The sequence below is a fragment of the Streptomyces sp. NPDC006261 genome, assembly GCF_040613515.1.
Classification (GTDB): Bacteria; Actinomycetota; Actinomycetes; order Streptomycetales; family Streptomycetaceae; genus Streptomyces.
The window spans coordinates 97,658-111,655 of record NZ_JBEXSI010000008.1 but is presented as its reverse complement, the minus strand read 5'-3'; the positions used below and the strand labels follow the sequence as shown (position 1 = coordinate 111,655).

The window sequence follows — 13,998 nt, the reverse complement described above, 5'->3', positions numbered from 1 at the left end:
TGCGTGCGTCAGCGCCGGACGGGCAGCGGGCTCAGCGCTGGACGGGCAGCTTGGCGAGGGAGAGTGCCTCGGCGTCGGGTTCGACCTCGCTGGTGCAGTGGGCGCAGCGGGAGGCGACGGCGGGGATCGCGCTGAAGCAGCGCGGGCAGTCGCGGAGGGCGGCCTTGATGTCGACCTCCTCCTCCTTGGTGGTGAAGCGGTTCTGCACCTTGGCCATGGGGACCACGACGCAGAAGTAGAGGACCGCGGCGGTGATGATGAAGGCGATCGCGGCGCTGACGAAGAGGCCGAAGGGGAACTTCACTCCGTCGACCGTGTAGAAGGCCGTGCTGAAGTCTCCGGTGCCGCGGGTGGCGAGGCCGATCAGCGGAGTGATGAAGGCGTTGCTGAAGCCGGTGACCACGGCGGTGAAGGCTGCTCCGACGGCGAGGCCGATCGCCATCGAGATGACGTTTCCACGCAGGATGAAGTCCTTGAACCCGTTCAGCACTGCTCTGTCTCCTCTATGGATTTCGTACGTCTTCGCCGTGTACGTGACGTATGCAGCCACGACCTTGCCCTGTGGCGGCTGCCGTGGGCAAACCGGTCTTCCGCGTCCGAAGGGCGTCAGAAGAGGTTGACGGCGGCGAACCTCAGGACCAGTTGCGGGGCTCCGGAGAGGAGGATGCCGACGGCCGTGGTGAGGACGATCGCCGTGGTGAGCGGGGCGGGGGCGCGGAATCGGGGCGGCGTTCCGGAGGCCGGTGTACCGGTGGCCGCTGGCGCGGTGTCCGGACTCCTGAAGAGGGTCGCGGTCCACTGAAGGTAGTAGTAGAGGGCGATCACCACGTTGACGGCCATGACGACGGCGAGCCAGCCGAGTCCCGCGTCGACGGCCGCCGAGAAGACGGTGACCTTCGCGAAGAGCCCGATGATGCCCGGCGGCAGTCCGGCCAGGCAGAGCAGGAAGAAGCCGAGCGCGAGGGCGGTGAGCGGGCGGGTGGCGTACAGGCCCTGGTAGTCGGCGATGCGGTTGCCGGGCTTCGTACGGGCGACCAGGGCAGCGACGGCGAAGGCGCCGAGGTTCACGACGGCGTACATGAGGGCGTACGCGACGGTGGCGCCGATCTGTTCGTCGCTGGAGTACGCGGCGGCGGCGATCGGGACGAGCAGATAGCCGGCCTGGGCGACGGAGGACCAGGCGAGGAGCCGGACGGCGCTGTGAGCCCGGCCGGCCTTCTGGCGGAGGGCCGCGACGTTGCCGACGGTCATGGTGAGGGCGGCAAGGACGGCGACGGCGGGCCCCCAGACGTCGGCATAGGAGGGGAACGCGATGACCGTGACGAGGATGAGGCCCGAGAAGCCGACGGTCTTTCCGACGACGGAGAGATAGGCGGCGATCGGGAGGGGGGCGCCCACATAGGTGTCGGGGACCCAGAAGTGGAAGGGGGCCGCGGCGGTCTTGAAGGCGAAGCCGACGAGGGTGAGGACGACGCCGGTCTTGGCGAGGGTGTCGAGCACCGGAGGTACGTCGTCCAGGTGGGCGGCGATCTCGGTGAGGTGCAGGGTCCCCGTGGTCGCGTACACGAAGCTGACGCCGAGGAGCATGACGGCGGTGGCGACGACGGAGGAGAGGAAGAACTTGAGCGCGGCCTCGGAGGAGCGCCGGTCACCGTGCTTGATGCCTACGAGGGCGAAGGCGGGCAGCGAGGCGACTTCCAGGGCGACGACGAGGGTGGCGAGGTCACGGGAGGCGGGCAGGAGGGCCGCGCCCGCCGCGGAGGCGAGGAGCAGGAACCAGTACTCGCCCGCCGGGAGCTTCCGCGTGTCGCCGAGGGAGAGCAGCGCGGTGAGGAATGCCCCGCCGAGGACGAGGGCCTGGATCACCAGGGTGAAGTGGTCGGCGGTGTAGCTGCACGCCTGGGCGCCGGCGGTGACGCAGAAGGTGGAGCGGTCGCCGGTGCGCAGCGGGATGAGGAGGGCGAGGGCGGCGGCGAGCGCGGTGAGGGTTCCGTAGCCGAGGAGCTTCTTGCGGTGCTCGGGGAGGAAGAGGTCGGCGACGAGTACGAGCAGGGCGGCCAGCGCGGTGAGGGTGGGGGGTGCGATGGCGAGCCAGTCGATGGACTGGACGACGCTGGGGGCGGTGTCGGCCGCCGCGGTGAGGGCGCCCGGGGCGGTGCTGAGGTCCGCGGTCACGACTTGCCTCCTGCGAGGAGCTTCTGCACGGCCGGATCGGTGAGGCCGAGGAGGATCGCGGGCCAGAGTCCGGCGAGAACGGTGAGGGCGGCGAGCGGGGACCAGGCGGCGGCTTCGTACCTCTGGATGTCGGCGAGCTGCGGGGGGCTGCCCGGCAGCTGGGGGTTTCCGGCAGCCGTGGGCCGTTCGGGGCCGTCCGCCGGCCGCGAGGGCTGCGTACCGGGTGAGAGCTGGGAGTGGGGCGTGTGCTCGCCCATGCAGACGCGGCGGACCACGATGAGCATGTACGCGGCGGTGAGCAGGGTGCCGAACGCCCCGATGGCCATGAAGGTGCGGAATGCCGGGCGGCTGAGGCCCTCGGCGGGGCTGTAGGCACCGAACAGGGTGAGCATCTCGCCCCAGAATCCGGCGAGTCCGGGCAGGCCGAGCGAGGCGACCGCGGCGAAGGCGAGCAGGGCGCCGAGGCGGGGGGCGCGTCCGTAGAGGGCTGCGCCGGTGGCGCCGGCGAGGGTGTCCAGGTCGGCGGTGCCGAAGCGGTCCTTGATGGCGCCCACCAGGAAGAACAGCAGACCGGTGATGAGGCCGTGGGCGATGTTGGCGAAGAGCGCGCCGTTGACTCCGGTCGGGGTCATGGTGGCGATACCGAGGAGCACGAAGCCCATGTGGCCGACGGAGGAGTACGCGATGAGCCGCTTGAGGTCGCCCTTGGCGCCGTTGCGGGCGAGGGCCAGGCAGGCGAGCGACCCGTAGACGATGCCGACGACGGCGAACGCGGCGAGGTAGGGCGCGAAGGTGCGCATGCCGTCGGGGGCGATGGGGAGCAGGATCCGGACGAATCCGTACGTTCCCATCTTCAGCAGGACGCCCGCCAGGAGCACGGAGCCGACGGTCGGGGCGGCGGTGTGGGCGTCGGGGAGCCAGCTGTGCAGAGGCCACATCGGGGTCTTCACGGCGAGCCCGAGGCCGATCGCGAGAACGGCGATGACCTGCACGGATGTGGTGAGGCCACGGCCGTTGTCAGTGGCGAGTGCCACCATGTCGAAGGTGCCGCTCTTCAGTCCGATGAGGAGCAGGCCCAGCAGCATGACGACCGAGCCGAGCAGTGTGTAGAGGATGAACTTCCAGGCGGCGGCGCGCCGTTGGTCACCGCCCCAGCGGGCGATGAGGAAGTACATCGGGATGAGGACCATCTCGAAGGCGAGAAAGAAGAGCAGCAGGTCGAGGACGGCGAAGGTGGCGAGGGTGCCGGATTCCAGGACGAGGACGAGGGCGGTGAAGGCCTTCGGTGAGGGGCCCGCGGGCAGCTTGAAGTAGCTGTACAGCGCGCAGAGGAAGGTCAGCAGCGCGGTCAGCAGGAGGAGAGGGAGCGAGATGCCGTCGATGCCGAGGTGGATGCGGACGCCGAGTGCCGGGATCCAGCTGATGTCGGTGGTCGCCTGCATCGTGGCGGGGTGGTCGTGGTCGAAGCCGACGGCCAGGATGATCGCGGCGATGAGCACGGCGCCGGTCACGGTCACACCGTGGCGGAGCACGGCCTGGCCGGGGTTCTTGCCCCTGAGCCCGGGCGGGGCGGGGAGCAGGGCCGCGACGGCGCCGAGGAGCGGGGCGACGACGATGAACGCGAGAAGGAACTGCATCACGGACGGGCTGATATCGATCACGGTCACGACCCCGCGTTGACGTTGGCGAAGACGACGGCGGCGATCGCCAGGACGAGGGAACCGGCGAGCAGGACGCTGAGGTAGGTCTGCACGTTTCCGGTCTGGGCTCGGCGTACGGCGGTGCCGAGGAGCCGGGTGGCTGCGCCCGATCCGTCGACGTAGGTGTCGACGACCGTGCGGTCCAGGAAGCGCACGAGGCGGGCGGCCTGCTGGACGGGCCGGACGAACAGCGCCGTGTACAGGGCGTCGAGGTGGAAGCCCGTGACCGCGTGGCGGTGGAGCGGGCCCAGGAGGACGCGTCCGGGGTCGGCCGGGTCGTCGGCGTCCGCGATGGTGCCGTAGGCGGCGGTGTGGGACGTCATGGACTCGGCTTCGACGAGGGCGGGTTCGGCGCCGGGGTGGGCGGCCACGGCACCGATGGGGGTGCGGGCTGCGAGAGCCGTGGTGTGGCGCCAGGCGGCGTAGGTGACGAGGCCTCCGACGAGGCCGACACCGGTGGAGAGGACGGCCGTGGTGAGGGACGGGGTGAGTGCGTGTCCGTCGAACCAGTCGCCGATCACGCCCGCGGTGAGCCCGAAGGCGATGGTGGGGACGGCCAGGACCCACAGGACGGAGGTCATGGCCACAGGCTGCCTGCCGTGGTCGGGGAGTTCGGCGCCGCGGCCGCGGAAGGCGAGGAGCCAGAGGCGGGTGGCGTAGGCGGCGGTGAGGACGGCGGCGAGCAACCCGGCGACGAGGATCGTCCAGCCCGCGGCGGCGGGAGCGACGGTCCGGTCCCCCATGGCGGTGTGCTCGGCGGCGACGAGGACGGCTTCCTTGGAGAAGAAGCCGGCGAACGGCGGGATGGCGGCGAGCGCGAGGAGGGCGACGGTCATCGTCCAGTAGGCGTCGGGGATCCGGCGCGCGAGACCGCCCATGCGGGACATGGCGGCGAGTGAGTTGGTGCCGGCGGCGTGGATGACGACGCCGGCCGCGAGGAAGAGGACCGCTTTGAACGCACCGTGCGAGATCAGGTGGAAGACGGCGGCACCGCGGTCGGCGACGGCCAGGGCGCCGGTCATGTAGCCGAGCTGGCCGATGGTCGAGTAGGCGAGGACGCGCTTGATGTCGTCCTGGGCGAGGGCGGCGAGTCCGGAGCCGATCATCGTGACGGCCGCCATCGCGGCGAGGACGGTGAGGGCCGCGCCGGAGGCGGCGAAGACGGGGAGCAGCCGGGCCACGAAGTAGATCCCGGCGGCGACCATCGTCGCGGCGTGGATGAGCGCGGAGACGGGGGTGGGGCCGGCCATCGCGTCGGGCAGCCAGGTGTGCAGGGGGAACTGGGCGGACTTCCCGGCGACGCCCGCGAGGAGCAGCAGGGCAATGAGGGTGGGGTGGTCCAGGCCGCCGTTGGTGGCGGCCGCCAGGATCTTGGTGATCCGGAAGCTGCCGGTGTCGGCGGCCAGGGCGAACAGGCCGATCAGGAAGGGGACATCACCGAGCTTGGTGACGAGGAAGGCCTTCAGGGACGCGGCGCGGGCTTCGGGCGTCTCCCAGTAGTGGCCGACCAGGAAGTACGAGCAGATGCCCATGATCTCCCAGCCGACCAGGAGCACCATCAGATCGCCGGAGTAGACGACGAGCAGCATCGCGGAGGTGAAGAGGGAGACCAGGGCCGCGTAGGAGGGGTAGCGGGCGTCGTCGCGGAGGTAGGCCGTGGAGTAGAGCTGTACGCAGGTGGCGACGAGCCCGACGAGGACGGCGACCAGGACCGCGAAGCCGTCCAGGTGCAGGGCCAGGTCGACGGGGACGGACCCGGTGGGGGTGAGCTGGGTCGCGGCGTCGATGGCGCGGCCGCCGCCCTGCCGCACGGCGACGATCACGGCGATGACGGCTGCGGTGAGCGTCGGCAGGATCGCCAGGGGGCGGACGAAGCCCGATGCGGTGCGGCCGAGCGCCAGGCCGGCCACGGCTCCGAGGAAGGGGAGGAGCGGGACGAGGGCGGCGAGGGTCGTCGTGGTCACGAGGTGGCCTCTGCGTTCGTGGTGTTCCTGTTCCCTGCCGCTTCGGCGCGGTCGCCGGAGCCGGCGAAGTCGGTCTCTGCGTCAGCGGTGTCGGTCTCCGCGGTGTCGCGGAGGCGGTCGACGTCGGAGGAGCCGCGGTTGCGGTAGACGGCGAGGACGATCGCGAGGCCGATGCCGATCTCGGCGGCGGCGATGGCGATGGTGAAGAGGGTGAGGGCCTGACCGGAGTGGAGGGTGTCGCGGAGCCAGACGTCGAAGGCGACGAGGTTGAGGTTGACGGCGTTGAGCATCAGCTCGACGGACATCAGGACCAGGATCGCGTTGCGGCGGGCGAGGACACCGTAGAGGCCGGTGCAGAAGAGGAGGGCGGCGAGAACGGCGGGATAGGCGAGGTGCATCAGCTCTGCTCCTCCTTGCCGCGTCGGGCGGCCGGACCCGGGGCGGGCCGGGCCGCGGTGTCAGGCCCGACCGCGGTGTCCGTGTCGTGCTTGCGGGACAGGACGATGGCGCCGACGAGGGCGGCGAGCAGCAGGACGGAGAGCGCCTCGAAGGGGAGGACCCAGTTCCGGAAGAGGAAGGCTCCGGTGACGGCGGTGGAGCCCTGGGCCGGTCCTTCGAGGTCGATCCAGGTGGTGCGGAAGGCGTCCACGACGACCCAGACGAGTGCGGCCGCCGAGGTGAGGGCCACGCCCAGGGCGACCCACCGGTTGCCCGAGTCGGCGTCCGGAGAGCGGCCGATGGGGGCCCGGGTGAGCATCAGGCCGAAGAGGAGGAGGACGACGATGGAACCGACGTAGATCAGTACCTGCACCCAGGCGATGAACTCCGCGGTGAGCAGGAGGTACTCGACGGCCAGTCCGCCGAGCGCCACGACGAGCCAGAGGGCGGCGTGCACCAGTTGCCTGGTCGTGACGGTGATGACGGCGGCGCCGAGGGTGGCGAGGCCGACGAGGACGAACGCGATCTCGACGCCGGTCGGGGAGAGGAAGCCGGGGTGGCCGGCGGCGGCCGCGGCGAGCACGGGGGGTGCGGTGTGCAGCGTCACGGGGTTCCTCCCTTCTCGTCGGGGCCGGGGGTCTTCGTCTCTGGTTCCTGCGCGGCCTGCTGGGCGGCGAGTCTGTCGGCCGTCTTGCGGGCGGCGCCGATCTCCTTCGGCTCCTCCGCCTTGGGGTCGAGCGCGGGCGGCTCCGGCACGGTCCACATCCACTCGCGGAGCTTGTCCCGCTCATGGGTGAGCTCGTGGATGTCCGTCTCCGCGTACTCGAACTCGGGCGACCAGAAGAGGGCGTCGAAGGGGCAGACCTCGATGCAGATACCGCAGTACATGCAGAGGGAGAAGTCGATGGCGAAGCGGTCCAGGACGTTACGGCTGCGCTCGCGTCCGCCGGGGGCGGCGGGCGGCACCGTCTCCTTGTGGGAGTCGATGTAGATGCACCAGTCGGGGCACTCGCGGGCGCAGAGCATGCACACCGTGCAGTTCTCCTCGAACAGCCCGATGACACCGCGGGAGCGGGGCGGGAGTTCGGGCTGGGTGTCGGGGTACTGCGCGGTGACGGTCTTCTTCGTCATCGTGCGCAGGGTGACGGCGAGACCCTTGGCGAGGCCTGATCCGGGGATCGGGGGCATCAGTTGATCGCCACCTTCACGATGCCGGTGAGCGCGATCTGCGCGAGGGCGAGGGGGACGAGGGTGGTCCAGGCGAGCTTCTGCAACTGGTCCTCACGCAGGCGCGGGTAGCTGACGCGCAGCCAGATGACGACGAACGCGAGGAGGGCGGTCTTGAGGAGGGTCCAGAGCCAGCCGAGTCCGTCGGCCCCGAAGGGGCCGTGCCAGCCGCCGAGGAAGAGGACGGTGGTCAGTGCGCAGAGGATGACGATGCCCGCGTACTCGGCTAGGAGGAACAGGGCGAAGCGCAGCCCGGTGTACTCGGTGTACGCGCCGAAGATGATCTCGGAGTCGGCGACCGGCATGTCGAAGGGCGGGCGCTGGAGTTCGGCGAGACCGGCGACGAAGAAGACCAGGGCTCCGACGATCTGCCAGGGCAGCCACCACCACTCGAAGGCGTCGAGGATTCCGGTGAGCGAGACAGTGCCGGCCGCCATGGCGACGGAGGCGGCCGCGAGGAGCATCGGGAGTTCGTAGGAGAGGAGCTGGGCTGCCGTGCGGAGGCCGCCGAGGAGGGAGAACTTGTTGGCCGAGGCCCAGCCGGCCATGAGCGAGCCGAGGACTCCGATGCCCATCACGGCCAGCACGAAGAAGATGCCCGCGTCGATGACCTGGCCCACGGCGCCGTCGCCGGGGCCGATGGGGATGGCCACGAGGACCAGGAGGTACGGGAGGAGGGCGACGGCGGGGGCGAGCTGGAAGACGCGGCGGTCGGCGGCGGCCGGGACCACGTCCTCCTTCTGCGCGAACTTCACGCCGTCCGCGACGAGCTGGGCCCAGCCGTGGAAGCCGCCCGCGTACATGGGGCCCAGGCGGCCCTGCATGTGGGCCATCATCTTGTGCTCGGTCTGGCCCACGAGGAGGGGGGCGACCAGGAACACGACGAAGACGATGGCCAGGCGGAGGGCGACGTCGGACACGTCGTTCACTCGGTATCGCCTCCGGCGGGGTGGGGGTTGTCGGGGTCGGGCTCGGGCTTGGGCTCGGGCGTGGTGGGGGTTGCCTTGTCCGTCGACGCGTCGGGGTCGGGGGTGGGCGCGGTGGGGCCGGCCGATGAGACGTCCGGATCGTCGTACGCCGGTTGGGCGTCGTGCCAGGGGGCGTCCGTCGCACGGGCGCGCTGGCTCGCCGAGCCCTGGGAGGCCGAGCGGGCGCGGCGTGGCGGGCGTCGTGCGTCGGCCTCCGGGGTCCGCTGCTGGCTCGCCGAACCGTCGGACGCGGAGCGGGAGCGGCGCGGGCGTGCCACCGGGGGCGGTACGTCGCCGGCCGATGCGTCTGCGGGGGGCATGTGCGTCGGCGGTGGCTGTACGGCCTCCGGCGAGGCCGCGCCCGACGGTCCGGGCCCGGGAGTACCCGGCTCCGGAGCCTCAGGCACGGGAGCCCCGAGCTCAGGAGCTCCCGGCCCTGAGGGCTCGGGCGGTCCCGTCCGCGGGCGTTGCGCTGCCGAGCCCTCGTTCGCCGCGCGGGTGCGGCGGGGCGGGCGGTCGACGGCCGCCGCTGGGCGGGCTGCACGGCCCGGGCGGGCCGCCGCAGGGGGGAGCTGGCCCTTGAGGGGGCCCCATTCGTTCGGGTCCGGGACGCCGGGGGGAAGCATCGTGCGCCGCTTGGGGCCGCCGTGTTCGGACTCCCCGGGCTCCTTCGCCCCGGGCCAGGCCTTGGCGACCCGGGCGGCCAGGACGAAGTCCTTGCGGAGCGGGTGACCTTCGAAGCCCTCCGGCAGCAGGAGCGGGGCGAGACCGGGGTGACCTTCGAAGGCGACGCCGAACATCTCGTGCGTCTCGCGCTCGTGCCAGGCCGCGCCCGCGTAGACGTCGATCGCGCTGGGCAGGGCGGCCGCGTCGTGCGGGACGGTGGTGCGCAGCATCAGCCGGCGGACCGAGCGGTCGCCGAGAGCCGCGACGTGCGCGCAGACGCGGAAGCCGCTGCCCGGCTCGTCCACGGCGCTGAGCCAGTCGAAGTAGCTGCAGCCGAGTTCGTCGCGGGCGGTCCGCAGCGCGGTGATCCACTCCGTGGCGGGGACGTCGACCGTGAGCAGGTCGTAGGCCGACTCCGCCGTCGCGCCCTCGCCGAAGAGCTCCGCCACGGCGTCCGGCAGCCGGTCGTACGGGTGGTGGGCCTGGTGCTGACGCTCGCTCACGGCCGCTCCTCCCCCGTTGCAGGTGGTGTCGGTGCGGTGACCAGGCCGCTGCGCAGCGCCGCCGTGGAGGGGGCGCCGCCGGGGGGGCCGGTCGCGTACCGCTCCGCCAGGGACTCGCGCGCGATCTTCTCCTGGAGCTTGAGGATGCCCTGGAGCAGCGCCTCGGGCCGGGGCGGGCAGCCGGGTACGTACACATCGACGGGGATGATCTGGTCGACGCCCTTGGTGACGGAGTACGAGTCCCAGTAGGGGCCGCCGCAGTTGGAGCAGGCGCCGAAGGAGATGACGTACTTCGGTTCGGGCATCTGCTCGTAGAGGCGCTTCACCGCCGGGGCCATCTTGTCCGTCACCGTGCCGGAGACGATCATCAGGTCCGCCTGGCGGGGGCCGGGGGCGAAGGGGATCACGCCGAGCCGGATGAAGTCGTGGCGGGCCATGGAGGCGGCGATGAACTCGATGGCGCAGCAGGCCAGTCCGAAGTTGAAGACCCAGAGGCTGTAGCGGCGGCCCCAGTTGAGGACGACCTTCATCGGTTCGGGCGCGAGCCGGGAGAGGACGCCGAGACGCTGGGGTTCCGGGAGGAAGACCGGCTCCGGCGCTGCCACGGTCTGCTGGCCGACTGAGGGCTCGGGCTGCTGTCCTTCGGGGGATGGTCGGCTCGTCAGGCCCATGCGAGGACGCCCTTCTTCCATGCGTAGAGCAGTCCCACGGCGAGGAAGCCGAGGAAGATGAACATTTCCACCAGCGTGGTCGCGCCGTATCCGGGTGCCGCGAAGACCGTGGCCCACGGGAACAGGAAGATGGAGTCGACGGCGAAGATGACGTAGAGGAAGGCGTAGACGTAGTAGCGGACCTGGGTGTGGGCCCAGCCCTCTCCGACCGGGTCGACGCCGCACTCGTACGTCAGAAGCTTCTCCGGCGTCGGGACCACGGGTCGCAGGAGCCGTCCCGCACCGAAGGCGACGGCGACGAACAGGACGCCGACCAGCGCGAGCAGGCCGACCACCGAGTAGCTCTGGAAGTACTCCGAGGCGAGGGCGGTCTGTCGGTGGACCGGCCCGTACGCCAGGTGCGGCACTTCCGGCACGTACGCCACGTTCCTCACGTCCGCCCCTCGTTCCTCGTCGTCCGGCTGTGGGCCCGTCCGTTCCTTGAGGCCCCTCTGTACGCACGGGAGTCTAGGCCCTGATAAACGCACAGTAAGCAGCCGCGTCGCACACAGGTGGGGTTATCCCTACTTCACGCCACCCACGAGCCCCATGGCGTGTGCGGACACGGCCCGGCAGGCTGGTGCCATGACCATGAGCCCTTCCGTACCGGCCCGCGACCGGCTGCCGCCCGCCCGCCTCGCCCTCGACCGGTGGACCTGGCGGGAGATCGCGCACCTGCTGGTCGATCTGCCGATGGCCGTCGCCGGTTTCGTCTACGCGCTCCTCGTGATCGCCGTCGGCGTGGGCCTCTCCGTCACGGTGATCGGACTGCCGGTGCTCGTCAGCGGGTTGCGGGGCGCGCGGTGGCTGGGCGGCGTGGAGCGGGGCCGGGCGCGGTCGTTGCTCGAGGTGCGGATCGAGGAGCCGAGCCGGTTGCCGCGCGGCCGCCGGGACGAGGGGGTCTTCACCTGGCTCTGGTCGGGGCTGAAGGACCCGGTGGGATGGCGTTCGCTGCTCTACGCGTTCATCCGGCTGCCGTGGGGGGTTCTCACGTTCGCGGTGACGCTGGTGAGCCTGATCGTGCTGTGGCCGGTCCTCCCGTTCATCGCCCGCGGGTTGACAACGGCCGACCGGGCGATGGTGCGGGGGCTGTTGTCGCCCTCGGACGAGCTGGAGCGGCGGATCGCGGAGCTGGAGTCGGACCGGGGCGTGGTCGTGGACACCGCCGCCGCCGACCTCCGCCGTATCGAGCGCGACCTTCACGACGGTGCGCAGGCCCGGCTCGTCGCCCTCGCGATGGGGTTGGGTCTGGCGAAGGAGAAGCTCACGGACGATCCGGAAGCGGCCGCGCGGATGGTGGACGAGGCCCACGGTGAGGTGAAGGTCGCCCTTCAGGAGTTGCGCGACCTCGCCCGGGGGATCCATCCCGCCGTCCTCACCGACCGCGGTCTCGACGCCGCCCTCTCCGCCATCGCCTCACGCTGCACCGTCCCCGTCCGGGTGTCGGTGGATCTGCCGGGGCGTCCGGCGGAGGCGATCGAGGGCATCGCGTACTTCACCGTGTCGGAGCTCCTCCAGAACGTCAGCAAGCACAGCGGCGCCCGGTCCGCCTCTGTCGAGGTGTGGCGGGCGGCGGACCGGTTGCTGATCCAGGTCACGGACGACGGTTCGGGCGGCGCGCGGATGGGCGGCGGTACGGGAATGGCGGGGCTGGCCGAGCGGCTGGGGGCCGTGGACGGGCTGTTCGTCCTGGACTCCCCGGTAGGCGGGCCCACGTCCGTCACCGCCGAGCTGCCGTGGCGCGACCGCGCCCCGGCGGACAGCCGGGCCTCCTGAGCGCTCCGACTCCGTACGGGGGTGGGGAAAACCCCCGTACGGATACGGAGACCGGCCACATGGTGCCGGAGAGGGCGGCCCAGCACCCTGGAAGTAGCACGGTTTGAAGCAGCACGGTCCGCGGCGGACGAACACGAGCGCGGAGCAGGGACGCGGAACACCCCGCCGATCGACAGAAGAAACGGAACGGACGGCACTCATGACCACGGCATACGGACCGGACACCCGGGACCACAAGGGATCGGGCATGCGCGGCCACACAGGTCAGGGCGCCGGGCCCCAGGGACAGACCCCGGTGAAGCACGTCCTCCCGATGGCACTGCGGGCGCCTCTGGAGGCGCGCAGCTGGCGCGAGCTGCTCTACGTCCTGCTGAGCCTCCCGCTGAGCACGGTGATGTTCGTCTTCGCGATCACCACGACGTCGGTCAGTGCCGGCCTGCTCATCACCTTCATCGGGGTTCCCCTGCTGGCCGTCGGTCTGGCCGTCTGCCGGGGGTTCGGGGTGATGGAGCGCGCCCGGGCGCGCGGGCTGCTGAAGCTGGACGTGGCGGAGCCCGTGCGGGTGCGGGGGAAGAGCGGCGGCCCGATGTCGTGGATAGGCGCTGTCCTCAAGAGCGGGGTTTCCTGGCGTCACCTTCTTTACGCGCTGCTGCACTTCCCCTGGGCCGTGTTCACGTTCTGCGTGTCGGTGACGTTCTGGACGTACGGCCTGGCGGCCCTGACGTATCCGCTGTGGCACTGGGTCTTCCCGGTGTTCGCGGGCATCGACGGCCTCCAGCTGTACGGGGACCGCACCCACGCGGAGTATCTGGACTCGCCCGTCGAGCTGGCGGCGACGGGCGCGGTGGGTCTGGTGCTGGTGCTGGTGTCGCCGTGGATCGTGCGCGGGCTGGTCTCGGTGGACCGGCTGATGGTGTCCGGTCTGCTGGGCCCGTCCGCGCTCTCCGCCCGGGTCACGGAGCTGGAGTCGGACCGGGGCGTGGTCGTGGACACCGCCGCCGCCGACCTTCGCCGTATAGAACGGGACCTCCACGACGGTGCGCAGGCCCGGCTCGTCGCCCTCGCCATGGACTTGGGTCTGGCGAAGGAGAAGCTCACGGACGATCCCGAGGCGGCCGCGCGGATGGTGGACGAGGCCCACGGTGAGGTGAAGGTCGCCCTTCAGGAGTTGCGCGACCTCGCCCGGGGGATCCACCCCGCCGTCCTCACCGACCGCGGTCTCGACGCCGCCCTCTCCGCCATCGCCTCACGCTGCACCGTCCCCGTCATGGTCGAGGTGGACCTGGACGCCCGGCCCGCGCAGGCCATCGAGGGCATCGCGTACTTCACCGTGTCGGAGCTGTTGCAGAACGTCAGCAAGCACGCCCGGGCGACCCGGGCCACGGTCGATGTGTGGCGGACGTCCGACCGGCTGATGCTGCAGGTCACGGACAACGGGCGGGGCGGCGCGTCCGCCTCGGCCGGCAGCGGGCTGGCCGGGCTGACGGAGCGGCTGGACGCGGTGGACGGGGTCCTGGTGGTGCATTCACCGGCCGGCGGCCCGACGACGGTCACCGCAGAGCTGCCCTGGCGCGGCTGACCACCCCTCGCCCCGCCGCCCATGGATCGGCGTCCCCGCCTCACCGCCCGCCCCTCACCCCGCTGCCCCCCCTTATCCCCGCCCGCCCCTCACCCCGCTGCCCCCTTATCCCCGCCGCCCTCGCGGTCCCCCGTAACCGTTTCCGTGCCGGTGACGGGGTATCCGGCTCTGTGGCCGGATCGGGCACGTTATCCACAGGGCCCCCATCCGCGCCCCGGGCCTGGGATGCTGGGGGCTGTCGGGCGCGGTGCGAACAGAAGCACGGCGACTCAGAGACTCAGGACAGCGGGGG

The 13,998-nt window shown here is 71.5% G+C and carries 13 protein-coding genes; 2 read left to right on the top strand and 11 right to left on the bottom strand.

Going from position 1 to position 13,998, the window contains the following annotated elements; all coding sequences use genetic code 11:
* Window positions 1-31 precede the first annotated feature (31 nt).
* The 11 genes from ABZ154_RS07180 to ABZ154_RS07130 all read right to left on the bottom strand — a co-directional run bounded on the left by ABZ154_RS07180 (window position 32) and on the right by ABZ154_RS07130 (window position 10,728).
* Window positions 32-490 carry an MscL family protein gene (locus ABZ154_RS07180; protein ID WP_356829880.1) on the bottom strand — a complete coding sequence of 153 codons (459 nt, stop codon included), beginning with the start codon at window positions 488-490 and terminating at the stop codon, window positions 32-34.
* 116 nt (window positions 491-606) lie between these two features.
* Window positions 607-2,175, bottom strand: a complete 1,569-nt coding sequence (locus ABZ154_RS07175) for an NADH-quinone oxidoreductase subunit N (RefSeq protein WP_356829878.1) — start codon at window positions 2,173-2,175, stop codon at window positions 607-609.
* Window positions 2,172-3,842 carry an NADH-quinone oxidoreductase subunit M gene (locus ABZ154_RS07170; RefSeq protein ID WP_356829876.1) on the bottom strand — a complete coding sequence of 557 codons (1,671 nt, stop codon included), beginning with the start codon at window positions 3,840-3,842 and terminating at the stop codon, window positions 2,172-2,174. The genes ABZ154_RS07175 and ABZ154_RS07170 overlap by 4 nt, the downstream gene beginning before the upstream one ends.
* Window positions 3,839-5,839, bottom strand: a complete 2,001-nt coding sequence (locus tag ABZ154_RS07165) for an NADH-quinone oxidoreductase subunit L (RefSeq protein WP_356829874.1) — start codon at window positions 5,837-5,839, stop codon at window positions 3,839-3,841. Before ABZ154_RS07165 ends, ABZ154_RS07170 begins: the two co-directional genes overlap by 4 nt.
* Window positions 5,836-6,237: an NADH-quinone oxidoreductase subunit NuoK gene (gene nuoK, locus ABZ154_RS07160; RefSeq protein WP_356829872.1), complete on the bottom strand. Its 402-nt coding sequence runs from the start codon at window positions 6,235-6,237 to the stop codon at window positions 5,836-5,838. The genes ABZ154_RS07165 and nuoK overlap by 4 nt, the downstream gene beginning before the upstream one ends.
* Window positions 6,237-6,884, bottom strand: coding sequence for an NADH-quinone oxidoreductase subunit J (locus ABZ154_RS07155; protein WP_356829870.1), 648 nt, complete (start codon window positions 6,882-6,884; stop codon window positions 6,237-6,239). Before ABZ154_RS07155 ends, nuoK begins: the two co-directional genes overlap by 1 nt.
* Window positions 6,881-7,465 (bottom strand): NADH-quinone oxidoreductase subunit I, encoded by a 585-nt coding sequence (locus ABZ154_RS07150; RefSeq protein WP_356829868.1) that lies wholly within the window; start codon window positions 7,463-7,465, stop codon window positions 6,881-6,883. Before ABZ154_RS07150 ends, ABZ154_RS07155 begins: the two co-directional genes overlap by 4 nt.
* Entirely contained in the window at window positions 7,465-8,433 is a 969-nt protein-coding gene (locus tag ABZ154_RS07145) for a complex I subunit 1 family protein (RefSeq protein ID WP_356829867.1), read from the bottom strand. The genes ABZ154_RS07150 and ABZ154_RS07145 overlap by 1 nt, the downstream gene beginning before the upstream one ends.
* Window positions 8,430-9,641, bottom strand: coding sequence for an NADH-quinone oxidoreductase subunit C (locus tag ABZ154_RS07140; protein WP_356829866.1), 1,212 nt, complete (start codon window positions 9,639-9,641; stop codon window positions 8,430-8,432). Before ABZ154_RS07140 ends, ABZ154_RS07145 begins: the two co-directional genes overlap by 4 nt.
* Entirely contained in the window at window positions 9,638-10,312 is a 675-nt protein-coding gene (locus ABZ154_RS07135) for an NADH-quinone oxidoreductase subunit B family protein (RefSeq protein ID WP_356829865.1), read from the bottom strand. The genes ABZ154_RS07140 and ABZ154_RS07135 overlap by 4 nt, the downstream gene beginning before the upstream one ends.
* Window positions 10,303-10,728 carry an NADH-quinone oxidoreductase subunit A gene (locus ABZ154_RS07130; protein ID WP_356829863.1) on the bottom strand — a complete coding sequence of 142 codons (426 nt, stop codon included), beginning with the start codon at window positions 10,726-10,728 and terminating at the stop codon, window positions 10,303-10,305. The genes ABZ154_RS07135 and ABZ154_RS07130 overlap by 10 nt, the downstream gene beginning before the upstream one ends.
* 208 nt (window positions 10,729-10,936) lie before the next feature.
* Between ABZ154_RS07130 and ABZ154_RS07125 the strand changes: the two genes are divergently transcribed.
* Both ABZ154_RS07125 and ABZ154_RS07120 read left to right on the top strand, forming a co-directional pair.
* A complete protein-coding gene (locus tag ABZ154_RS07125) occupies window positions 10,937-12,127 on the top strand; it encodes a sensor domain-containing protein (RefSeq protein ID WP_356829861.1) in 1,191 nt (396 codons plus the stop codon).
* 199 nt (window positions 12,128-12,326) lie between these two features.
* A complete protein-coding gene (locus ABZ154_RS07120) occupies window positions 12,327-13,706 on the top strand; it encodes a sensor domain-containing protein (protein WP_356829859.1) in 1,380 nt (459 codons plus the stop codon).
* The last annotated feature ends 292 nt before the right edge of the window (window positions 13,707-13,998 follow it).